This window comes from Halovulum sp. GXIMD14794 (assembly GCF_054457455.1).
Map to the genome: position 1 here is coordinate 113485 of NZ_JBTLNF010000008.1, position 20284 is coordinate 133768.

The following is a 20284-nucleotide window of genomic DNA, read 5'->3' on the forward strand; positions in this document are numbered from 1 at the left end:
GCATCACGCTGCAAACTGGGCACGCAATCTGGAGGATGCGCCGATGCGCTACTGGCTGTTCAAATCCGAACCCGGCACCTGGAGCTGGGACGACCAGGTCGCCAAGGGCGACGCGGGCGAGGAATGGGATGGCGTGCGCAACTACCAGGCCCGCAATAACATGCGCGAGATGAAGATCGGCGACCGCGGCTTCTTCTACCACTCGCTGAAGGAAAAGAGCATCGTCGGCGTGGTCGAGGTCATCGCCGAAGCGCATCCTGACAGCAAGACCGACGATCCGCGCTGGGAATGCGTGGACATCAAGGCAATCGGCCCGATGCCGACGCCTATCACGCTCGACGATTGCAAGCGGGAACCTGCACTGGCGGATATGGTGCTGGTCAACAACACCCGCCTGTCGGTGCAGCCTGTCACCGCGGACGAGTGGAAGACCATTTGCCAAATGGGCGGCTGGCAGGGCGACTGAGCCGGATCTTTGACCGGAGTGGGCCCCGTGCAATAGTGGGCCGGTCTCAGCCTCGGAGGGTCCCATGGGCATTGTCGCCGTTCTAGTCGCAGCCATTGCCAGCTACGCCTGGGGCTCGGTCTGGTACATGAAGATGGCGCAGCCGTGGATGGCCGCCAATGGCCTGACCGAAGAGACCATAGACCGCAAGAACCCGCTGCCTTACGTGGTCAGCTTCGTCGCGACCGTCGTGGTCGCGGGCATGATGCGGCACATCCTGGTCATGGGCGGCATCGATGGTCCGTTCGCGGGACTTGTCACCGGCCTGGGCCTCGGGGCTTTCATCGCCGCGCCTTGGATCGTGACCAATTACAGCTTCGCAGGGCGGCCGCGCAGCCTGATGTTCATCGACGGCGCCTATGCCGTGGTCGGCTGCGCAATCATGGGGCTGGTGCTGGGGCTTTTCTGACGGGCTTCGCTATGGGTGGTTACCGCTGGAGCCTCCGGCGGGGATACTTTGGGAACATGGAAGGCAATCGCGCTTCAGCGACAGCTGCGATAGCGGCCCTGAGCCAGGTGGAAGTGGTCCTGGTGAAGGCTGTTGAAGTCCGGACCGAGCACCGTACGGAACCAGGTGCAGGCGTCGTCGCGCAGGTCCCGCCAGAAAGCGCGGATGTCGCTGTCGGGGTTGCGCCAGCCGTCCTGCAGGGTCAGCCGTCGGCCGCTGTCGAGCACCACCGAGGTGATGTCGATTGCGCTGGCGGTCGCATGGGCGCTCATCGCTTCGCCGTCGCCGTCCTCGGTGCGGATCGGTCGGCAGCTGAAACTGTCGAGATGGCCGATCTGCGTCACCCCCTGGCCCAGTCGCGCCTGCGCCGCGGGTTGAACTGCATGGCGTTCCCAAAGGTAAAGCCTCAGCGCCACGGGGCAACTGGTCGAGACCGGGGCGACCAGGGCGCGCGAGAGTTTCCGGACCTGCGTGTGCGCGGTGATGTGGCACTCGGCGCTGATCTGGCGGTCGGCCATACGGATCATGCCGGGTGTCTCGATCCGGTCGAGGACCGCGCGGCACGCCTCGGGCGAGCGGGTTGCGCGGTCAAGCTTGAACGCGGTGAGCGGGCCGGGCGGCGCCTCGGGGTCCAGCGGGGCCAGCGGGTTGAGCCGGTCGGGGATCCCTGGACCAAGCGCCGCTCCGGCGACGACGACGAAGACCAGCAGCAGGACCCAGCCGACCATCGAGCCGAGCGCGCCAAGGATCCCGCCCATGGTGACCGGCGGGCGTGGGGCGTCGGTCTCGGTCGGCTCCGCGGGTTCGCGATGTCTCAGGAAATGGGGGAACACGCCCGGCCTCGGAAATGAATGGACGGGGCGACTATACGACGGGATCGATCGTTGACCACCCCGCAGCGGATGGCAGAAGCGGCCCGGCGGGGGGAACCGGACCGCTTATGGGCGCGGCTGCGCCGGGGATCAGGGGTAATCAGTTGGTGGCGATCGCCTCGATGCGGCGCTTCTTGTCGTTGTCGCTGATGTCCGACTCCAGCACCCCGCGGATCTGTGCCAGCTGCGAAACCGTCAGCGACATCACGTCCACATTTTCCACGTTCAGTTGCTGGAACGCGTTGGTCGTCGCCAGCTCCAGCATCGACAGCTCTTCGCCCATCGCGAAGGCCGAGGTCGAGAAGGCAGTCGTCGAAGCGAAGAGCACGAGTGCGGTAGCGAAGGTTTTCATGGCGTGTTTCCCTTTGTTCTCTGGTGCAGACCGGAACCGCCCGGCCTGTGCAAACTGGTTTGAGCCATCCCGGGCAGCCGTTCAAAACACGTCCTTCTCACGGCGCTTCACGCGGTATTTGCCTTGACAGATATGTTGATTCCGACCTGCGCATGGAATGTTTCAAACCGCGTGCGCCGGGCGGGACAAGCACTCCAGATCAGGCTCTTGAGATCGGTTGGCGATCACGCCCTCTGACCGGCGCGTGAAGGATCGGACGCATGTGGTGTTACGCTCAGTCACGAACTGCGTGAGAATTAGGGATACGTCACGCAGCACACGTTCGCGTTGCTTAGCCGTGAGCGGATGAACCGGGCAAATTGGGGGAAAGAACTGCGGACCGGGGCAACAAAAAGGGGCCGAAGACGAATCGCCTTCGGCCCCAGGTTCCGGCTAGCCCGGCCCTTAGGCGGATCAGCCGGCCTCGGGGGTAAACAACAGCGAGGCGCCGTTGATGCAGTGGACGAGCTTGTCCTCCACCGTCAGCAAGTGGCCGAGGTGGCTGCCGCAACGGCGGCAATGAACCTCGATCTCGGGGACGTCGTCTTCGGACCGGCCGTAGGGGCTGCCGGGGTCGATATCCGTCATAACTGCGGTTGGCTGGCTGTGCGAGAAGAACACCCAGCCCTTGGTCAGCTCTACCCGCCATTCGGAGGAATAGATGTGCAGCTCGCAGCCTTTGCAGTGGAATTCCCCCTTTCGGTAGTCGTCCCAGAGCGGCGAGCTGCGCGCCCATTCCGTGCCGCCTTTTCTAAGGATGGCGAACTCGTAGTCGCTGAGCAGCGACCGCCATTCTGACTCGGTCCTGGTGATTTCGTAGTCGAAGGTGAAATTGCGGCTGGGCCGGGCAGATGCACGGCCCACGATCAATGTCGGCAAGGCCGAGGCGGCGAGGAGCGTGCGAGCAAGAAAGCCGCGACGGTTCGGATAATGTACCACCATCTCGCTGCCCTCAGGACATCGCGGTGAAGCTGAGCGACGCGCCGTTGATGCAGTGTACCAGCTCGCCGTCGATGTGGACGATATGCCCCAGATGGCTGCCGCACCGGCGGCAGTGGGTCTCGATCAGCGTGCGCTCGGGATTGTCGGGGCTGCCCATCCGGGCCTCGTTTCCGCCGCCATAGGGGTTGCCGCGGTCGATGCCGGTCAAGACTGCGTCCGGGTGGGAGTGGTAGAAGAACAACCAGCCCAGCTCGATCGGCGCGCGCCACTCCGAGGAGTAGAGCGGCAGGTTACAACCCCCGCACGCGAACTCTCCGGCGCTGTAGTCGTTCCATTTCGGATCGCTGGTCGGAAACTCGGTCCCGCCCTCGCGGAGCATCTCGTACTCCTTTTCCGAGAGCAGATCCCGCCATTCCGCCTCGGTCCGGGTGACCTCGTAGGGGTAGGCGGTATCCCCATATTTGGGGACGGATTGTGCGCGGGCAGAACCGGGCAGCGATGCCCCGATGCCTGCTAGCGCGGCGCCTCTCAGCAGCGCGCGGCGCGTTGGTCCATTCGGGGTACTCATGGTGCTTCCTTTCGGGCGTTCGTGACCTGCCCTCAAGGATACAGCCGCGGCCGGTAAACCCGGCTACAAGGCTGCGTGACGTCCGGCGGTGGGGCCGCCGGACGCGGGATCTCTGGCATCAGTAGCGGTAATGTTCGGGTTTGAAAGGGCCCTCTGCCTTCACGCCTATATAGGAAGCCTGGTCATCGCTCATTTTCGTGAGCTTGGCGCCGATCTTAGCCAGGTGCAGCCGGGCAACCTTCTCGTCGAGGTGCTTGGGCAGGATGTAGACCTGGTTCTGGTACTGCTCGCCACGGGTGTAGAGCTCGATCTGCGCCAGCACCTGGTTGGTGAAGCTGGCCGACATCACGAAGCTCGGGTGGCCGGTGGCGTTGCCGAGGTTCAGCAGGCGGCCTTCGGACAGCAGGATGATGCGGCTGCCCGAGGGCATTTCGATCATGTCCACCTGGTCCTTGATGTTGGTCCACTTGTGGTTCTTTAGCGCGGCCACCTGGATCTCGTTGTCGAAGTGGCCGATGTTGCCGACGATCGCCATGTCCTTCATCTCGCGCATGTGCTCGAGCCGGATGACGTCCTTGTTGCCGGTGGTGGTGATGAAGATGTCAGCGGACGATACCACGTCTTCGAGCAGTACGACCTCGAAGCCGTCCATTGCCGCTTGCAGCGCGCAGATCGGGTCGACTTCGGTGACTTTTACACGGGCGCCGGCGCCCCGCAGCGAGGCGGCGGAGCCCTTGCCCACGTCGCCATAACCGCAGACGACGGCAACCTTACCGGCCATCATCACGTCGGTGGCGCGGCGGATGCCGTCGACCAGGCTCTCGCGGCAGCCGTACTTGTTGTCGAACTTCGACTTGGTGACGCTGTCATTGACGTTGATCGCGGGGAACGGCAGGTGTCCCTTCTCCATCATCTGGTAGAGACGATGCACGCCGGTGGTGGTCTCTTCGGTGACACCCTGGATCTTGTGGCGTTGCTTGACGAACCAGCCGGGGCTGGCGGCCATGCGCTTGCGGATCTGCGCGAAGAGGGCTTCTTCCTCTTCCGATTTCGGCACCGCGATCAGGTCGGTCTCGCCTTCCTCGACCCGTGCGCCCATGAGGATGTAGAGCGTGGCGTCCCCACCGTCGTCGAGGATCATGTTCGCGCCGTCCTCGAAGTCGAAGATCTTGTCGGCGTAGTCCCAATACTCCTCGAGCGTCTCGCCCTTGATGGCGAACACTGGAATGCCGGCCTTGGCGATCGCTGCTGCGGCATGATCCTGGGTCGAGAAGATGTTGCACGATGCCCAGCGGACTTCCGCGCCGAGCGCGGTCAGCGTCTCGATCAGGACGGCGGTCTGGATCGTCATGTGCAGGCTGCCCGCGATGCGCGCGCCTTTCAGCGGTTTTGACTCTCCGAACTCCTCGCGCAGGGCCATCAGGCCCGGCATTTCGGTTTCGGCGATGTCCATCTCGTGGCGGCCGTAGTCGGCCAGCGCGATGTCCTTGATGATGTAGTCCTGCGCCATTTCTGGGATCCCGTGCAACTCGGTGTTGGAGGGTCACTTAGCACTGGTGTGGCAGTGTCTCAACGGGCGCGAGGACGCAGGGTGCGCGCCGTGTCACCCGGCGCTGGCGGGCAGTCCCTCAGGCTGCATGGGGAACTCGATCCAGTCCTGGCCCGCAGCCATGATGCAACTGGTTCCGGCCGCGTCGGTCAGCAGGATCGTCCAGCTGCCGTCCTCGCCGGTCCAGATCTCGACCAGCTTGCCCGGACCGGACAAGCCGCCCGACGTCAGTTGCTCGCCGTGGCTCTGGGCAAGGCTCTCGATCAGGTCCGCTCTCGGCGCGCAGGCAAACTGCGCCTTTGCCGCGACCGGCGCAAACAGGGCGACGACCGCGGCGGCCATGGTGGTAAGTCTCATGATCCGCTCCTGTCCTGTCGGTCAGTCCGCCGGGAGCATGGGAAACACCCTCGGTGGCGCTGCCTCGGTGCACGGACCGCCGATACGGGATGTCCGCGCTTACAATAAAATATGGCCCTGAAACTTTGCGGATCAAATAACTGGGGATCACGAGCGTGGCAGAAGCCTGCTTTCGCGGTCCGCGCCCCTGTGCTAGCACCCCCGCCTGAGCACGCCCGTTCCCGGCAATCTGGACCGCGATGACCGAGATAAGCCTATCTTCTGCCGATCGCCCGGCCTCCGCGCGGAAGGCCGTCGTCTTCTCCTGCGATGGCAACTACATGCCGTTCGCGTTGGCGGCCGCACAGCAGATAGCGGAGTTGCACCCAAACCGCGATTTCGACATCTGCCTGTGCTCCGAGGACCTGCCCGAACTGCCGCCGGGGTTCAAGCATCTCGGCCTGCGCCGGATCGCCGTCAGGACCGGCGGTCATTTCGCTGGCCTGCGGCTCGACGCGCGGCGGACCGAGGCGGTCTACATGCGGCTCGCGCTGCCGCTGATCTTCGCTGACGAGTACGACCGGCTGCTCTATCTGGATGCGGACATCTTCGTGCAGCGCGGTGACTTCTCGGCCCTTCTCGACGTCGACATGAAGGGCCATGTCGTCGCTGCCGTGCGCGACCACATCCAGTGGCGCACACCGAACCGCAAGCAGGAGCAGTACCGCCGGTTCGGCTGGCCCGCCGGACCATACTTCAACAGCGGGGTCCTGCTGATCGACGTGCCCGCCTTCGAGGCGCGCGAGATGCGCGACCGCTGCGTCGCCTTCGGGCTGGAGCACAAGGACAACCTGATCGGCCATGACCAGACGCTGCTCAACTGCGTGCTGCGCGCGGACTGGGCTGAGCTTTCGCCGATGTGGAACTGGCAGGACACCCGCTCGACCCGGCTGTTCGGGATGATGGAGGGCGCGCACCTGCTGCATTTCATCGGTCCGGCAAAGCCGTGGAATACCAACGACGGCCGCTTCCCGCTGCCCCTGTGGCAGCATTTCGACCGCTTCATGGCCCGCCACTATCCCGAGCTGCATACGCCCACGGCATCCGCGGACCCGCTCGCGAACCGGGAATTCATGGGGAAGATGCTCATGAAACACTTCGTCTCCCAAAGCTCCACGCGCCGCTACCTTTCGCGCTTCGAAAGCGCGTTGGACGTGATCTCGCCGGCGGGGTCGCGATGACCGCGCGCGCCTGGCAACGAATGCTCTCGGGGCGGCGGCTGGACCTGCTCGACCCTTCGCCGCTCGACGTCGAGATCGAGGACATCGCGCACGGCCTGTCTTTCGTCGCGCGATGGAACGGGCAGACCCGCGGCGATTTTCCCTATTCGGTGGCCGAGCACTCGCTGCTGGTCGAGCGGCTGGTCGTGCTGATCGCCCCGAAAACGCCTGCGCACTGGCGGCTCGCGGCGCTGCTTCACGACGCGCCAGAATACGTCATCGGTGACATGATCTCGCCGGTGAAGGCTGCTGTCGGCCCCTCCTACAAGGCGATGGACGCGCGGCTGGCCGAGGCGGTCCACATGCGCTTCGGCTTGCCCAAGACCCTGCCGATCACGGTCAAGCGGCTGATCAAGCGCGCTGACCGGATCAGCGCGTGGCTCGAGGCGACGCAGATCGCCGGCTTCACCGAGGCCGAGGCCAACAAGCACTTCTCGCGGCCGCCTTCGTCGCCGGACCTGAACGAGTTCCGGCTCGATCCGCGCCCGCCGATGGAGGTGAAGGCCGATTTCCTGTCCCGCCATGCGGCGCTCTGCGCCGAGGTCGAGGCCTAGCGTCCGGCGGTCTGGCGGCCTATATGGGATCGGGAAACGCGTCAGCGGAATAAAGGACGGGGCCGATGCTGGAATTCGGACAGAACGCGCAGGAAACCGCCGGGGATGACCTGATCAAGGACAGCTCCGAGGCGACATTCATGGCCGATGTGGTCGATGCCTCGATGGAGGTGCCGGTCATCGTGGACTTCTGGGCGCCGTGGTGCGGCCCGTGCAAGACCTTGACCCCGGTGCTTGAGCAGGCCGTCCGCGACGCGCGCGGTAAGGTCAAGCTGGTCAAGGTCAACGTAGACGAGAACCAGATGATTGCAGGCCAGATGCGCGTGCAGTCGATACCGGCGGTCTACGGTTTCGTCGGCGGCCGTCCGGTCGACGGCTTCATGGGCGCGCAGAGCGCGGGCGAGGTGAAGCGATTCATCGACGGTTTGATCGCGCAAAGCCCAGCCGGTGACGGCGGCCTGGCCGAGGCGCTGGAGGCCGCCGAACAGATGCTCGAGGAAGGCGCCGTCGCAGACGCCGCCCAGACCTTCGCCGCCATTCTCGGTGAGGAGCCTTCGAACATGCAGGCGCTGGCCGGTCTGGCCCGTGCCCATATCGCCCTTGGCGAAGTCGACCGCGCCCAGGCGCTGATCGACGGCGCGCCCGAGGAAGGCAGGAACGACCCCGCCATCGCCGCTGTCCGTGCGCAGCTGGAACTGGCGAGCGACGTACAGGACGCGGGAGAAGTGGCCGAGGCGCTGGCCCGTGTGGACGCCAACCCGGACGACCTTCAGGCGCGCTTCGATCTGGCGATGGCGCAGGTCTCTGCCGGGCAGTCCGCCGAGGCGATCGAAACGCTGCTGGACCTCTTCGGACGCGACCGCGAGTGGAACGAGGGCGCCGCCAAGGAGCAGCTTTTCAAGCTGTTCGAGGCGTTGGGCCCGAAGGATCCCGCGGCGCAGAAAGGCCGCCGGCGCTTGTCATCGATGATATTCGCCTAGGTTTCCCCTCAACAGGGGACCGAACGGGCGCATGACACGTACATTCACTCTCGCCGATTTGCCGGGCACCATCCCGGTATTTCCGCTGCCGGGCGCGCTGCTCTTGCCGCGTGCCCGGCTGCCGCTCAACATCTTCGAGCCGCGCTACCTGGCGATGCTGGATGATACGCTGAAGACCGAGCACCGGCTGATCGGCATGGTGCAGCCCGTGGCCATGCCCGATGGCCACGCGGGCGCGGAAGAGAAGTTCCACAGCATCGGGTGCGCGGGCCGTGTCACCGGCTTTCAGGAAACCGAGGACGGGCGCTACATGATCACGCTTACGGGCGTGTCGCGCTATCGTCTGCGGGCTCGAAAGGAGGGGTTCACGCCCTACCTGCGTGCCGAGGTGGACTGGACCAGCTTCGAGCGTGATCTTGGCCGGCGCGAAACCGATCCGGGATTCGACCGCGACACTTTCCTGAACGTCCTCCACCGTTATTTCGAGACAGCGCAACTGGCCTCGGACTGGGACAGTCTGAAAGAGGCCGAGGAGGAGCTGCTGGTGAACTCGCTTTCGATGCTCTGCCCGTTCGATTTCGAAGAGAAACAGGCGCTGCTCGAGGCACCGACGCTTCAGACCCGGCGCGAGACGCTGGTGACGCTGATGGAATTCGCCCTGCGCGGCGGCACCGATGAAGGCAGCCTGCAATGACCGACAATTCCCTCCGCGAGACGCTGGATCGCAAGGTACTCGAGGCGCTCGTCTGCCCCGTCACACGCGGCGTGCTGATCTACGACTCTGAGAAGCAGGAACTTGTGTCGCGCGGGGCCGGTCTTGCCTTTCCGATCCGCAACGGCATCCCGGTCATGCTCATCGACGAGGCGCGGCGGCTGGAGGACTGACCGCCGCGCCCGTCCAAAGGCTCACCCCGCCTCGATTACGCGCACACGGGTCGCGGCCTCACGCACGATCTCGCCGTCCTCGGTGAACACCGGGCGGGCGGCTTCGGGGCAATCCTCGCCGTCGATGAAATAGACCATCATCGATGCAGTCTGCTGCTTGGGAACCTCGCCCGCCTGGGCGTACATGGCGGACAGTATTGCGGCCAGGCTGGCCAGGAAGGTCTTGCGGTACATCGTCGTCTCCTGATCTTGAAGCGCCACCGTTGGCGCCGATGCACGCAATTTGCGCGGCGCGGGTTTCACCGGTTTGTCGAAATCAGGAAGATCGGTTTCAGGGGCGTTTCACCGCGTTTCTGGAGCGTTGCGATCGGCCTCAGGCCTTCTGATCCTGCCGAGCAGCACGTCCAAGCGCGACCTTTCGCCGGATCGCCAGCATCGCTCCGCCTGCAAGCAGCCCCCAGAACGCGCCAGAAACGCCCAGAAAGGCGGCACCCGAGGCGGTCAGCAGGAAGGTCACCGCGCTTGCCTCGCGGTCCTCGGCATCGCGGAACGCCGCCAGTGCCGAGGCCGAGAACGCCCCGAACAGGGCGACGCCACCGACCGCCTGGATCAGGATCTGCGGCGCCAGCCCCACGAATGCCGTTGCTGCGCCCGCCAGCACGCCAAGTGCGACATAGGCCATGCCGGCGACAATGGCTGCCCAGTACCGGCGGCGCGGATCCGGATGAGCATCCTCGCCCATGCAGAGCGCCGCCGTGATGGCGGCGTAGTTGGCGGCATGGCCTCCGAAGGGGGCCGCAAGAACGCTGGCGAAGCCGCTCGCAGCGATGTCGGGACCAGCCGGGCGGTCGTAGCCATGCGCCCTGAGCACCGCGGCACCGGGCAGGTTCTGCCCCGCCATCGTCACGATATAAAGTGGCAGCGCCAGCCCGACGAAGCCGCCAAGCGTGAAGACCGGCACCACGAATTCGGGTGTGGTCAGCAGCGGCAGGCCCCGCAACGCCTCGGCGTCGGGCTGCACCCCGAACAGGATCACGCCGACGAAGGCCGCCAGCGCAGTCGGCACGGCCAGCAGCGGATGAATGCGCCGACCGACGACCCACCCGACCAGGATCGGCAGGCCCCAGACGGGGTTGAACTCGATGGCTCGGAACGGCGCAAGGCACAGGCCCAGCAGCACGCCCGCCAGCATCGCGTTCGCCAGCGATGCGGGGATCCGGCCGACCAGCCCGGCCAGCGGTTTCCACAGCCCCGTCAACATCAGCAGTCCGCCGCACATGACAAAGGCCCCGACCGCTTCGGCGAAGCCTCCGGGCAGCGCGCCCGTCGTCACCAGCAGCGCCGCGCCCGGCGTCGACCAGGCGAACGAGATCGGAATCCGGGTGCGCGCCGACATGACCATCGCCGCAAGCCCCTTGGCGACGGCAATCGCCATCAGCCCAGAGGCCGCCTGCAGCGGCGTCGCGCCCACCGCCCCCAGCCCTTGCAGGACGACGGCGAAGGACGAGGCGAAGCCGACAAAGGCGGCGATAAGGCCCATGAAAGCGGCAGAGGCGGAGAAGTCACGGAACATGCCGCGCACCATGTCCAAGCAACGCGGGACGCGCCAGCGAAATCGCGGCGCAACTGCGTCTAAGTCTTCCTCGGCTTGTGGCCCGCACCGGCGACGCCCATGTTCTGCGAATGGGAGATTGAACTTATCGAAATGGGTTTCCGTGAACCGCGCATTTCTGTCGACCGTCTTTGAAGGTACCACCGGGCGGCACAGGCCGCCCGCCGCAGGGCAGGAGCATGTGGTGCTGCTGCACGGCCTTGGCCGCACACGCTCGTCCATGCGGGTGCTGGAATGGGCGCTGACGCAGGCAGGCTATCACGTCGTCAACCAGGGGTATCCATCGCGCCGCTTCCGTATCGAGGAACTGGCCGCGCAGACCCTGCCGAGCGCCCTGCACGCCTGCCGGGATGGAGCGACGGTAAATTTCGTGACCCACTCGATGGGCGCGGTGCTGCTGCGGCAATGGGCCTCGGAAAACGCCATCCCGCACGTCGGTCGGGCGGTTCTTCTTGGCCCGCCCGGTGCGGGCTCCGAGATCGTGGACCGGTTCGGAGATTGGCGGCTCTTCGGCTTGCTGAATGGCCCCGCAGGTACCCAGCTTGGTACCGGACCGGACGACCTGCCGGCAAAGCTGCCGCCTGAGGTCCCCATGGAGGTCGGAGTGATCGCCGGGAGCCGGTCGCTCAACCCGTTGATGTCCGCGCTGATCGAGGGTCCGAACGACGGCAAGGTGTCCGTCCGCTCCGCCTTTGCGACCCCGGCCAGCGACCGGCTGGTCCTGCCGGTCAGCCACACGTGGATGATGATGAACCAAAAGGTGGTCGAGGCGGTGATCCGCTTCTTGGTCAGCGGTAGCTTTGCCGAGCCACCGCAGGTCTAAAGCGGCCGTCCTTTCAAAAGGACCGGCAGATCGCCCGCCGTTCCCATCGCCTCGCGCATCAGGCGGCGGCGCAGGATGGGCGCATGCTCGATGGCCCCAAGCGCCAGCGTGCGGCCCAGTCGCAGCACCGGGTTGGCGTTCGAGAACACCCGGTTGATCGCGTCCGTCGCCGCGGCCAGCGCGGCGATGTCGAACTGGCGCCAGCGTCGATATCGCTCCAGCACGTCCGGCGCGCCGATGTCCTCGCCCCGCCGGTGCGCCTCGGTCAGCACCTCGGCCAGAGTCGCGACATCGCGTAGGCCCAGGTTCAGCCCCTGTCCCGCCAGCGGGTGAATGCCATGCGCTGCGTCACCGACCAGCGCCAGCCGGGGCGCGGTGATCCGCGTCGCCAGCGACAGGCCGAGCGGGTAGGAATAGCGCTTCCCGTCCAGCCGGATCTGCCCCAGAAAGTCGCCGAAGCGCGGCCGCAAAGCCTCAAGATAGCCGTCGTCGTCCATCGCCTGCACCGCCTCGGCACGGGCGCTTTCCTCGGTCCAGACGATCGAGACCCGATTGCCTGTCAGCGGCAGGATCGCGAGCGGCCCCTCAGGGAAGAACATCTGATGCGCGATGCCCTCGTGCGGGTGCTCGATCTCCAGCGCGGCGACGAGGCTGGTCTGCCGGTACGCCCATTCGGTCCGCGTGATCCCGGCGCGCTTCGCCGCTTGGCTGCCGCGTCCGTCCGCGCCAACCAGCATACGCGCAGTGCGGGTCGAGCCATCCTCCAGCGTGACCTCGACACCGCCGGGCACCTCGGTCTGACCAGTCACCAGCGCGCCGTTCTCGACCGTCACCAGCGGGTTCTCGGCGACAGCGGCCAGAATCGCTGCACGCAAGTGCCGGTCCTCGACGATATGACCCATCGGGCCTTCGCCCAGCTCGTTCTCGTCGAAATGCGCGAACAGGGGCGCGGCGCCCATGCCCGCGACGCCGTCGCTGACCTTGATCTGGTGGATCGGCTGCGCATCGGCTTCGACCGCAGTCCACAGGTCCAAGGCCTGAAACATCCGCCGAGAGGCCGCTGCGACCGCATAGGCGCGCCCATCGAACGCGGGATCCGCGAAGGTCGCCGCCGGGGCCGCATCCAGCACAAGGGACCGCAGCCCGGCCGAGGCCGCCGCCAGTGCCAGCGCCGGGCCGACCAGCCCGCCGCCCACGATCAGAATGTCGGTCTGCGTTTTCATCGTGGCGCAGTATGGGCCGGGTTTCGCGATTGTCCACGGGCGGCGGTGTCGCTACCGTCGCGGCGAAACGACCCGGAGGATCCGATGACCGCGCCAGACCTGACCGCCCCCGCCGCCGACATGGGCCGAGCCATCGCCAAGGGCGCACTGGACCCGGTTGAGCTGGCGCAGGCGATGCTGGACGCGATCGAAACAAGTGCATATGGGGCGCAGATCTATGCCCGGACCACGCCCGACCGCGCCCTGGCCGAAGCCAAGGCGGCGGCACAGCGCGCGAAGGCGGGGACGCGGCGTGGTCCGCTCGACGGGGTGCCGATCAGCTGGAAGGACCTGTTCGACAGTGCCGGGACCGCGACCGAGGCGGGCAGCGCGATCCTCGCGGGCCGGGTGCCCGAGCGCGATGCGAAGGTGCTGGAGAACGCCGCCTCGCAGGGGCTGGTCTGTCTTGGCAAGACGCACATGACGGAACTGGCGTTCTCGGGCCTCGGTGTGAACCCGGTGACGGCGACGCCGCCCAACCGGCACGACCCGGCACTGGCGCCGGGCGGTTCCTCCTCGGGTGCGGCGGCCTCGGTCGGCTATGGGCTGGCGGCCGCGGGGATCGGCTCGGACACCGGCGGCTCGGTTCGCGCGCCCTCGGCCTGGAACGACCTGGTGGGCTTCAAGACGAGCGTTGGCAGCCTGCCGATGCGGGGCGTCGTGCCACTCTGCTCCCGCTTCGATACGATCGGCCCGCTGGCCCGCACGGTCGAGGACGCGGCGCTGCTCTACGCAGCGATGGGCAACACCCGCGCGCCGGACCTCGGCGGCGCGAACGTCGGCTCGGCCCGCTTCCTGGTTCTGAACAACCCGGCCATCGCGCCGCTCGACGAGGCACCGCAGGCGGCGTTCGAGGGTGCGCTGGCGAAACTCTCCGCCAAGGGCGCCAACATCGACCACGCCACGCTGCCCGAACTGGAACAGGCGATGGCGCTGACATCGCTGTTCCCGGCCGAAGCCTGGGGCACCTGGGGCGACGCGATACTCGAGCGCGGCGCTTCGATGCATCCGCCGATCCGTGCGCGGTTCGAGGCCGGCCAGGCTGTCGGCGGCGCGAAGTTCGTGGCCGACTGGCGGGTGCTCGACGCGCTGAGGGCGGGGTTTGCCGCGCAGACCGCCGGCTACGACGCGGTTCTGCTGCCCACCGTCGCGATTCTGCCGCCGCGTATCGAGGATCTGATTGCGGACGACGACGAGTTCACGGCGCGCAATCTGGAAACGCTGCGGAACACCCGGGTTGGCAACCTGATGAACCTGACCGGGCTGACCCTTCCCACGGGCACGCGCCATTGCGGGCTGATGCTGCTCTGTCCCGCAGGGCACGAGGCCCGCGCGCTGCGTCTGGGCGCTGCTGTGGAAAAGACACTCTGACACCGCGGAGGGCCCTCAGGGCTGGACGCAACATGACGTGCCCGGTAGGTTCTTCGGCACTGAAAGGGGCACAAGACCCCGACCAAGAGGCATGAGCATGGACCACCCCCGCCGTTTCGCGGACCTGCCGGAGTACGCGTTTCCGCGCCTGCGCGCGTTGCTGAACGGCCATGCGCCGGGCGGTCCCGAGATCGCCATGTCGATCGGCGAGCCCCGCCATGCCATCCCCGCGTTCGTGCCCGAGATCATCGCCCGGCACTCCGCCGACTTCTCGCGCTACCCGCCGAACGAGGGCACGCCGGGCCTGCGCGCGGCGATCTGCGACTGGCTGGCGATGCGCTACGACATTCCGACACCGGACCCCGAGACGCGCGTGCTGCCGCTGAACGGCACCCGCGAAGGGCTGTTCAACGCCGCGCTGGCGCTCTGCCCCGAAGAAAAGAACGGCGCGCGCCCGGTGGTGCTGCTACCGAACCCGTTCTACCAGTGTTACGCCGTCGCCGCGCTCGCCGCCGGGGCCGAGCCGGTCTATGTGCCAGCCACCGCCGAGACCGGCTTCCTGCCCGATTTCGCGGGACTGCCCACGGCGCTTCTGGACCGCGCGGCGCTGGTCTACATGTGCTCGCCCTCGAACCCGCAGGGAGCCGTGGCTTCGCAGGACTACTGGGAAAGCCTGCTGAAGCTGGCCGAAAGGCACGATTTCCGCATCTTCGCCGATGAGTGCTATTCCGAGATCTGGCGGGAGACGCCGCCTCCGGGTGTGCTCCAGGCCTCGCACGCGATCTCGGCCGACCCCGAGCGGGTCGTCGCGTTCCACTCGCTGTCGAAACGCTCGAACCTGCCGGGGCTGCGCTCGGGCTTCGCACTGGCGGGCCCGAAGGCGACCGTGGCGCTGAAGCAGCTTCGGAACTACGCTGGCGCACCGCTGCCACTGCCGCTCCAGCACGCCGCCGAGGCCGTCTGGCGCGATGAGGAGCACGTGGTCGCCAATCGCGCGCTCTACCGCGAGAAATTCGACCTCGCCGACCAAATTCTCGGCAATATTGCCGGGTACAGAACGCCTGAGGCCGGTTTCTTCCTGTGGCTCGACGTGGGCGACGGTGAAGAGGCGGCGCTTCGGCTGTGGCGCGAGGTCGGGGTGCGGGCGCTGCCCGGTGCCTATCTTGCGCGTGATCCCGGGGACGGCTCGGCGAACCCCGGCAAGAACTATCTGCGCGTGGCGCTCGTCGCCAGCGCAGACGAGGTAAGACGAGGACTGGAAGGCGTGCGAGAGGTGCTGACGACCCGCGCCGCCGAAGGAGGGATCGGGTGAGCATGGCCCAGGCAAAGGCAGGCGGACGCCGGCGGCGCAAGACGACGCGCACGCGGCTGCTGGAGGAACAGACCGAAACCGCGCTCCGCCGTCGCGGAGTGGAACTGATCGGCCTCGGCCTGGTGTTCCTGGGATGCCTGGTCTTCGCCATGCTGTGGACCTATGACCCGGACGATCCGTCGCTGTTCTCGGCCACCGACGCGGTGCCGAACAATGCACTGGGCCTGCTGGGCGCGCTGCTGGCCGATCCGCTGCACCGGGCGCTGGGCTGGGCTGCCTATGGCATTCCGGTAACCTTTGGCGTCTGGGGCCTGCGGCTGGTGCTGCACCGGGGCGAGTCGCGGATCCTGACGCGGATCATCATGGCACCACTGGCGATTGCCGTGGCCGCCGTTTTCGCCGCCGCGCATGTGCCCTTCGACGACTGGACCTATGCCTACGGGCTGGGCGGGATGTTCGGCGACAGCCTATTCCTGGCGCTGCTCTCGGTGATCCCTCTGCCGACGCAGCAGGCGACCTTCTTCGCGACTATCCTGCTTGGCGCCGGCTTCGTGATGCTCTCGGGCATCGCGCTGGGCGTGAACGGCCCCGAGGCGCGGAGCATCGGACGTTTCCTGATGCTGGGCCTGCTGACCAGCTATGACGCAATCCTGCGGGCTACCGGCCGTGCCGCGCGCGGTGCAGGTGATGCCGCCAAAGCTGCGGCCGAGCGTCGCCGCGCAGCTGCCGCAGCACCCAAGGTCCGCCGCGAGCCGTCGACCCGCCGCGCCGCCGCCGCTGCCCCTGTCGATGCAGCACCCGTGCAGACCGAGCCGCGCTCGGACGACGAGGACCGCGTGATGGCCCGGATCGCCGCCGCCGTTCGCCGCCGGGACGAGGCGCGCCGCACCGAGGCGACGCCGATGGCGCTCGACGTACCGACGCTCGATGCGGAAGACGATGACGACCTGATCGATCACGAACCGATCGCGCCCCAGGACGACACGCCCTATGCAGCGCCGCCGCCGCCCGCGCCCCGGATGCTCGACCGCCGCAACGGCGGGACCGAGCCGCCAGTGACCCGGGCCGAGCGACCCGAGCCGCCCGCCGCGCCCCGCGTGCAGCAGCCCGAGCGCAAGCCGCCGGCCAAGTCCACGCGCGCGCGCAGCGAAGAACAGCCGTCGCTGGCACTGGGCGATGCGGACAACCCCGACTATGTCGCGCCACCGCTGTCGTTGCTCGAGAATCCGGCCAGCATTGTGCGCCAGACCCTGTCGAACGATGCGCTGGAGCAGAACGCCCGGATGCTGGAAACCGTGCTCGACGACTACGGCGTGCGCGGCGAGATCGTCAGTGTTCGTCCTGGTCCAGTCGTCACCATGTACGAATTGGAACCGGCCGCCGGGCTCAAGGCCAGCCGCGTGATCGGCCTTGCCGACGACATCGCCCGCTCGATGTCGGCGCTGGCCGCCCGCGTCTCGACCATTCCGGGCCGCACGGTGATCGGGATCGAACTGCCCAACGACCACCGCGAGAAAGTGCTGCTGCGCGAGTTGCTGGCCCATCGCACCTATGGCGACGGTCACCACAAGCTGCCGCTGGCGCTGGGTAAGGACATCGGCGGCGAGCCCGTGATCGCCAACCTCGCCAAGATGCCCCACCTGCTGATCGCGGGGACCACCGGCTCGGGTAAATCCGTCTCGATCAACACGATGATCCTGTCGCTGCTCTACAAGCTGACGCCCGAGCAGTGCCGCCTGATCATGATCGATCCGAAGATGCTGGAACTCAGCGTCTACGACGGCATCCCGCACCTGCTTTCGCCGGTCGTCACTGACCCGAAGAAGGCCGTCGTGGCCCTGAAATGGGTCGTTGCCGAGATGGAAGAGCGCTATCGCAAGATGTCCAAGATGGGCGTGCGCAACATCGATGGCTACAACGGCCGGGTGCAGGACGCGCTCGACCGGGGCGAGGCGTTCACCCGCACGGTTCAGACCGGCTTCGATGACGAGACCGGCGAGCCCGTGTTCGAGACCGAGGAATACGCGCCCGAGAAGATGCCCTTCATCGTCGTCATCGTCGACGAGATGGCCGACCTGATGATGGTCGCGGGGAAAGAGATCGAGGCCTGTATCCAGCGCCTCGCTCAGATGGCGCGCGCCTCCGGCATCCACCTGATCATGGCAACGCAGCGCCCCTCGGTCGACGTCATCACCGGTACGATCAAGGCCAACTTCCCGACCCGGATCAGCTTCCAGGTGACATCGAAGATCGACAGCCGCACCATCTTGGGCGAACAGGGTGCCGAGCAGCTGCTGGGCATGGGCGACATGCTCTACATGGCAGGCGGCGGTCGCGTGACCCGCGTACACGCGCCGTTCTGCTCCGACGAGGAAGTCGAGGAGGTCGTGAAGCACCTGAAGCTCCAGGGCGAGCCCGAATATGTCTCGGGCGTCCAGGACGGCCCCGAGGCCGAACAGGAGAGCGAAATCGACCTGGTGCTGGGCCTCGGCGGCAACACCAGCGGCGAGGACGCCCTCTACGACCAGGCGGTGGCCATCGTTGCGCGGGACCGGAAATGCTCGACCTCGTACATCCAGCGCAAGCTGGGCATCGGCTACAACAAGGCCGCGCGCCTTGTAGAGCAGATGGAGGACGAGGGCGTCGTCAGTCAGGCGAACCACGTCGGCAAACGCGAAGTGCTGGTCCCTGAAGTCTGACCCCGCGCCGGCGGCCGATGGGGGCCTCCGGCGGGGATATTTGCCGGAAAGTGGAAGGCGAGGGCGTTCGATCACCGGATCGCGAGCGCCGGAGGTCCTGCGTTACGGCGTTGTAACGGGAGGGGCGCGAAAGTGAGCGGCGGAGCCCCGCCGAGCGCTATATGCTCCCTTCACAAGCAACCGGGCAGGGACCATCTGAAGGTCATGAAAAGACGCGACATACTGGCGGCGTTCGCCGCGATCCCCTTCGCCGGCGCTGCGCTGGCGCAGGATCAACGGGTGCTGACCGAGGTCAGCAAGTACCTGAACCAGCTGACCTCGGTCTCGGGGCGCTTCACCCAGATCAACGGTGACGGCAGCCGCAGCGCCGGGCGCTACTGGCTGCGCCGGCCGGGCCGGGTGCGGTTCGAATACGACGGCGGCCAGGCGCTGGTCGTTGCGGATGGTGTGAACATCGCCATCTTCGACGCGAAGTCGAACGCGGCTGTGCAGCGCTACCCGATCCGAACCACGCCGCTGCGCTTCCTTCTGGCGAGGAACATCGACCTGACGCAGGCGAACCTCGCCTATGGCACGGATTCAAAGGGTGGGTTCACCACCGTGAACCTGCGCGATCCGAAGGCACCGAACGACGGCGCGATGCAGTTGCGGCTTAGGAACTCGCCGCCCGCGCTGACGCAATGGGTGGTGCGCGAGAAGTCGGGCCAGACGACCACCGTGGTGCTGGAGAGCATCGAGCCCGTGTCGAACATGGACATGCTGCTCTTCAACATCGAGGCGATCGCCCGGCGCTGGCCGAACGGCTGACCTAGACGTCGAAACTGGCGAAGACCGGCGCGTGGTCCGAGGGCTTTTCCCAGCCCCGCACGTGCCGGTCGATCCGGCTGTTGCCTGCGCCCGCCGCAAGGTCCGGGCTGGCCCAGATGTGATCGAGCCGCCGCCCCTTGTCCGCCGCGTCCCAGTCGCGGGCCCGGTAGGACCACCAGGAATAAAGCTGCCCTTCGGGGATATCCTGCCGGGTGATGTCGACCCAGCCGCCGGCCTGCTGCGCGTCGTTCAGCCCCTCGGTCTCGATCGGCGTGTGCGAGACGATCTTCAGCAGTTGCTTGTGGTTCCAGACGTCATCCTCGCGCGGGGCGATGTTCAGATCCCCGACCAGCACCGATTTTTCCGGTCGGTTGTCACGGAACCAGTCCCGCAGGTGGCCGAGAAACTCCAGCTTGTGGGCGAATTTCGGGTTCTTTGCGGTGTCCGGCTCGTCGCCGCCCGCAGGAATGTAGAAGTTGTGGATCACCGTGCCGTTCTCGAGCCGGGCGGCGATGTGGCGGGCGTCCTGGCGCTTGCAGAAGTCCAACTCCCCAGCCTCTTCGATGGGCAGGCGGCTGAGGATCGCGACGCCGTTGTAGCCCTTGAACCCACGGCTGACCATGTGGGTATATCCGAGCGCGGCGAAGTTCTCGGTTGGGATCTTCTCGACCGGCGACTTGGTTTCCTGAAGGCACAGCACGTCCGGCGCGCTCTGTCGCAGCAGGTCCAGCACGATCGGCTCGCGCAGGCGGACCGAGTTGATGTTCCAGGTCGCGACAGTCAGCGTCATCCGAGGGTCCTTTCGGGTAGATCCGAGGGGCAGGGGTCGGGGCGGACCATGGCCGTAGACGGGTCTGGGGGCAAGGCCCGGGCATGGCGATTCGCGACCCGCGGGGAGGTTTTGCGACCAGCGACGACGCCGAGTCGGCGGCTCTGCGCCGCAACCTGTGCGAGAGTTCGGGCGACGCACTCGACAGAGCAACACATGCAAGCATTCGAAGATATGAAGAAAATCCGCAAGCGAATCGCGCGGAAGTGGCGGCAGTGGTGCGGGCGAGGGAGCCGGGACGCTTTCAGTCTGCGAATTT

22 protein-coding genes are annotated in these 20284 nt (G+C 66.7%); 12 read left to right on the forward strand and 10 right to left on the reverse strand.

The window, feature by feature from the left end:
* Positions 1-43 precede the first annotated feature (43 nt).
* Positions 44-466, forward strand: coding sequence for an EVE domain-containing protein (locus ACW9UR_RS19635; RefSeq protein ID WP_458918759.1), 423 nt, complete (start codon positions 44-46; stop codon positions 464-466).
* Between the two features lie 64 nt (positions 467-530).
* The gene (locus ACW9UR_RS19640; protein ID WP_458918760.1) at positions 531-914 is read left to right on the forward strand and encodes a DUF1761 domain-containing protein; all 384 of its coding nucleotides are present in this window, start codon (positions 531-533) and stop codon (positions 912-914) included.
* A gap of 74 nt (positions 915-988) precedes the next feature.
* Here the strand turns inward: ACW9UR_RS19640 and ACW9UR_RS19645 are convergent, their stop codons facing one another.
* The 6 genes from ACW9UR_RS19645 to ACW9UR_RS19670 all read right to left on the reverse strand — a co-directional run bounded on the left by ACW9UR_RS19645 (position 989) and on the right by ACW9UR_RS19670 (position 5632).
* Entirely contained in the window at positions 989-1786 is a 798-nt protein-coding gene (locus ACW9UR_RS19645; RefSeq protein WP_458918761.1) for an extensin-like domain-containing protein, read from the reverse strand.
* Between the two features lie 139 nt (positions 1787-1925).
* Positions 1926-2177 carry a hypothetical protein gene (locus ACW9UR_RS19650; protein ID WP_458918762.1) on the reverse strand — a complete coding sequence of 84 codons (252 nt, stop codon included), beginning with the start codon at positions 2175-2177 and terminating at the stop codon, positions 1926-1928.
* Between the two features lie 453 nt (positions 2178-2630).
* The gene (locus ACW9UR_RS19655; RefSeq protein ID WP_458918763.1) at positions 2631-3158 is read right to left on the reverse strand and encodes a peptide-methionine (R)-S-oxide reductase; all 528 of its coding nucleotides are present in this window, start codon (positions 3156-3158) and stop codon (positions 2631-2633) included.
* A 10-nt stretch (positions 3159-3168) separates the two neighbouring features.
* Positions 3169-3726, reverse strand: coding sequence for a peptide-methionine (R)-S-oxide reductase (locus ACW9UR_RS19660; RefSeq protein ID WP_458918764.1), 558 nt, complete (start codon positions 3724-3726; stop codon positions 3169-3171).
* A 118-nt stretch (positions 3727-3844) separates the two neighbouring features.
* Entirely contained in the window at positions 3845-5236 is a 1392-nt protein-coding gene (gene ahcY, locus ACW9UR_RS19665) for an adenosylhomocysteinase (RefSeq protein WP_458918765.1), read from the reverse strand.
* 93 nt (positions 5237-5329) lie between these two features.
* Entirely contained in the window at positions 5330-5632 is a 303-nt protein-coding gene (locus ACW9UR_RS19670) for a hypothetical protein (protein WP_458918766.1), read from the reverse strand.
* Between the two features lie 239 nt (positions 5633-5871).
* On the opposite strand from ACW9UR_RS19670, the gene ACW9UR_RS19675 reads away from it, so the two are divergent.
* The 5 genes from ACW9UR_RS19675 to ACW9UR_RS19695 all read left to right on the forward strand — a co-directional run bounded on the left by ACW9UR_RS19675 (position 5872) and on the right by ACW9UR_RS19695 (position 9310).
* A complete protein-coding gene (locus ACW9UR_RS19675) occupies positions 5872-6852 on the forward strand; it encodes a glycosyltransferase family 8 protein (RefSeq protein ID WP_458918767.1) in 981 nt (326 codons plus the stop codon).
* Entirely contained in the window at positions 6849-7445 is a 597-nt protein-coding gene (locus ACW9UR_RS19680; RefSeq protein ID WP_458918768.1) for a YfbR-like 5'-deoxynucleotidase, read from the forward strand. Before ACW9UR_RS19675 ends, ACW9UR_RS19680 begins: the two co-directional genes overlap by 4 nt.
* Positions 7446-7510: 65 nt before the next feature.
* Complete coding sequence (locus ACW9UR_RS19685; protein WP_458918769.1) at positions 7511-8425, forward strand: tetratricopeptide repeat protein; 915 nt, start codon at positions 7511-7513, stop codon at positions 8423-8425.
* Between the two features lie 31 nt (positions 8426-8456).
* Positions 8457-9119 (forward strand): LON peptidase substrate-binding domain-containing protein, encoded by a 663-nt coding sequence (locus tag ACW9UR_RS19690; protein WP_458918770.1) that lies wholly within the window; start codon positions 8457-8459, stop codon positions 9117-9119.
* Positions 9116-9310, forward strand: a complete 195-nt coding sequence (locus ACW9UR_RS19695) for a Trm112 family protein (protein WP_458918771.1) — start codon at positions 9116-9118, stop codon at positions 9308-9310. Before ACW9UR_RS19690 ends, ACW9UR_RS19695 begins: the two co-directional genes overlap by 4 nt.
* 21 nt (positions 9311-9331) lie before the next feature.
* On the opposite strand, the gene ACW9UR_RS19700 is transcribed toward ACW9UR_RS19695, so the two are convergent.
* Positions 9332-9544 carry a hypothetical protein gene (locus tag ACW9UR_RS19700; protein ID WP_458918772.1) on the reverse strand — a complete coding sequence of 71 codons (213 nt, stop codon included), beginning with the start codon at positions 9542-9544 and terminating at the stop codon, positions 9332-9334.
* A 139-nt stretch (positions 9545-9683) separates the two neighbouring features.
* A complete protein-coding gene (locus ACW9UR_RS19705; protein ID WP_458918773.1) occupies positions 9684-10883 on the reverse strand; it encodes a benzoate/H(+) symporter BenE family transporter in 1200 nt (399 codons plus the stop codon).
* Between the two features lie 142 nt (positions 10884-11025).
* Here ACW9UR_RS19705 and ACW9UR_RS19710 point away from each other — a divergent pair, with 142 nt between their 5' ends.
* Positions 11026-11745 carry an alpha/beta hydrolase gene (locus tag ACW9UR_RS19710; protein ID WP_458918774.1) on the forward strand — a complete coding sequence of 240 codons (720 nt, stop codon included), beginning with the start codon at positions 11026-11028 and terminating at the stop codon, positions 11743-11745.
* On the opposite strand, the gene ACW9UR_RS19715 is transcribed toward ACW9UR_RS19710, so the two are convergent.
* On the reverse strand, positions 11742-12968 hold the full coding sequence (locus ACW9UR_RS19715; RefSeq protein ID WP_458918775.1) for a UbiH/UbiF/VisC/COQ6 family ubiquinone biosynthesis hydroxylase: 1227 nt from the start codon (positions 12966-12968) through the stop codon (positions 11742-11744). The two genes, ACW9UR_RS19710 and ACW9UR_RS19715, sit on opposite strands and share 4 nt — an antisense overlap.
* An 84-nt stretch (positions 12969-13052) precedes the next feature.
* On the opposite strand from ACW9UR_RS19715, the gene ACW9UR_RS19720 reads away from it, so the two are divergent.
* The 4 genes from ACW9UR_RS19720 to ACW9UR_RS19735 all read left to right on the forward strand — a co-directional run bounded on the left by ACW9UR_RS19720 (position 13053) and on the right by ACW9UR_RS19735 (position 19196).
* Complete coding sequence (locus ACW9UR_RS19720) at positions 13053-14378, forward strand: amidase (RefSeq protein WP_458918776.1); 1326 nt, start codon at positions 13053-13055, stop codon at positions 14376-14378.
* Between the two features lie 97 nt (positions 14379-14475).
* A complete protein-coding gene (locus tag ACW9UR_RS19725; protein ID WP_458918777.1) occupies positions 14476-15690 on the forward strand; it encodes an aminotransferase class I/II-fold pyridoxal phosphate-dependent enzyme in 1215 nt (404 codons plus the stop codon).
* A gap of 2 nt (positions 15691-15692) precedes the next feature.
* Positions 15693-18389 carry an FtsK/SpoIIIE family DNA translocase gene (locus ACW9UR_RS19730; protein WP_458918976.1) on the forward strand — a complete coding sequence of 899 codons (2697 nt, stop codon included), beginning with the start codon at positions 15693-15695 and terminating at the stop codon, positions 18387-18389.
* A gap of 204 nt (positions 18390-18593) precedes the next feature.
* Entirely contained in the window at positions 18594-19196 is a 603-nt protein-coding gene (locus ACW9UR_RS19735) for a LolA family protein (RefSeq protein WP_458918778.1), read from the forward strand.
* A 1-nt stretch (position 19197) separates the two neighbouring features.
* Here ACW9UR_RS19735 and xth read toward each other — a convergent pair whose 3' ends face one another.
* Complete coding sequence (gene xth / locus ACW9UR_RS19740; protein WP_458918779.1) at positions 19198-19986, reverse strand: exodeoxyribonuclease III; 789 nt, start codon at positions 19984-19986, stop codon at positions 19198-19200.
* Positions 19987-20284 lie beyond the last annotated feature (298 nt).

Bases quoted from the DNA above. Each gene is read 5' to 3' on its own strand.
- ACW9UR_RS19690 (WP_458918770.1), top strand. From the start codon at position 8,457: ATGACACGTACATTCACTCTCGCCGATTTGCCGGGCACCATCCCGGTA.
- ACW9UR_RS19705 (WP_458918773.1), bottom strand. From the start codon at position 10,883: ATGTTCCGTGACTTCTCCGCCTCTGCCGCTTTCATGGGCCTTATCGCC.
- ACW9UR_RS19670 (WP_458918766.1), bottom strand. From the start codon at position 5,632: ATGAGACTTACCACCATGGCCGCCGCGGTCGTCGCCCTGTTTGCGCCG.
- ACW9UR_RS19695 (WP_458918771.1), top strand. From the start codon at position 9,116: ATGACCGACAATTCCCTCCGCGAGACGCTGGATCGCAAGGTACTCGAG.
- ACW9UR_RS19635 (WP_458918759.1), top strand. From the start codon at position 44: ATGCGCTACTGGCTGTTCAAATCCGAACCCGGCACCTGGAGCTGGGAC.
- ACW9UR_RS19720 (WP_458918776.1), top strand. From the start codon at position 13,053: ATGACCGCGCCAGACCTGACCGCCCCCGCCGCCGACATGGGCCGAGCC.
- ACW9UR_RS19735 (WP_458918778.1), top strand. From the start codon at position 18,594: ATGAAAAGACGCGACATACTGGCGGCGTTCGCCGCGATCCCCTTCGCC.
- xth (WP_458918779.1), bottom strand. From the start codon at position 19,986: ATGACGCTGACTGTCGCGACCTGGAACATCAACTCGGTCCGCCTGCGC.
- ACW9UR_RS19730 (WP_458918976.1), top strand. From the start codon at position 15,693: ATGGCCCAGGCAAAGGCAGGCGGACGCCGGCGGCGCAAGACGACGCGC.
- ACW9UR_RS19680 (WP_458918768.1), top strand. From the start codon at position 6,849: ATGACCGCGCGCGCCTGGCAACGAATGCTCTCGGGGCGGCGGCTGGAC.
- ACW9UR_RS19650 (WP_458918762.1), bottom strand. From the start codon at position 2,177: ATGAAAACCTTCGCTACCGCACTCGTGCTCTTCGCTTCGACGACTGCC.
- ACW9UR_RS19675 (WP_458918767.1), top strand. From the start codon at position 5,872: ATGACCGAGATAAGCCTATCTTCTGCCGATCGCCCGGCCTCCGCGCGG.
- ACW9UR_RS19685 (WP_458918769.1), top strand. From the start codon at position 7,511: ATGCTGGAATTCGGACAGAACGCGCAGGAAACCGCCGGGGATGACCTG.
- ACW9UR_RS19700 (WP_458918772.1), bottom strand. From the start codon at position 9,544: ATGTACCGCAAGACCTTCCTGGCCAGCCTGGCCGCAATACTGTCCGCC.
- ACW9UR_RS19655 (WP_458918763.1), bottom strand. From the start codon at position 3,158: ATGGTGGTACATTATCCGAACCGTCGCGGCTTTCTTGCTCGCACGCTC.
- ACW9UR_RS19715 (WP_458918775.1), bottom strand. From the start codon at position 12,968: ATGAAAACGCAGACCGACATTCTGATCGTGGGCGGCGGGCTGGTCGGC.
- ACW9UR_RS19640 (WP_458918760.1), top strand. From the start codon at position 531: ATGGGCATTGTCGCCGTTCTAGTCGCAGCCATTGCCAGCTACGCCTGG.
- ACW9UR_RS19725 (WP_458918777.1), top strand. From the start codon at position 14,476: ATGGACCACCCCCGCCGTTTCGCGGACCTGCCGGAGTACGCGTTTCCG.
- ahcY (WP_458918765.1), bottom strand. From the start codon at position 5,236: ATGGCGCAGGACTACATCATCAAGGACATCGCGCTGGCCGACTACGGC.
- ACW9UR_RS19660 (WP_458918764.1), bottom strand. From the start codon at position 3,726: ATGAGTACCCCGAATGGACCAACGCGCCGCGCGCTGCTGAGAGGCGCC.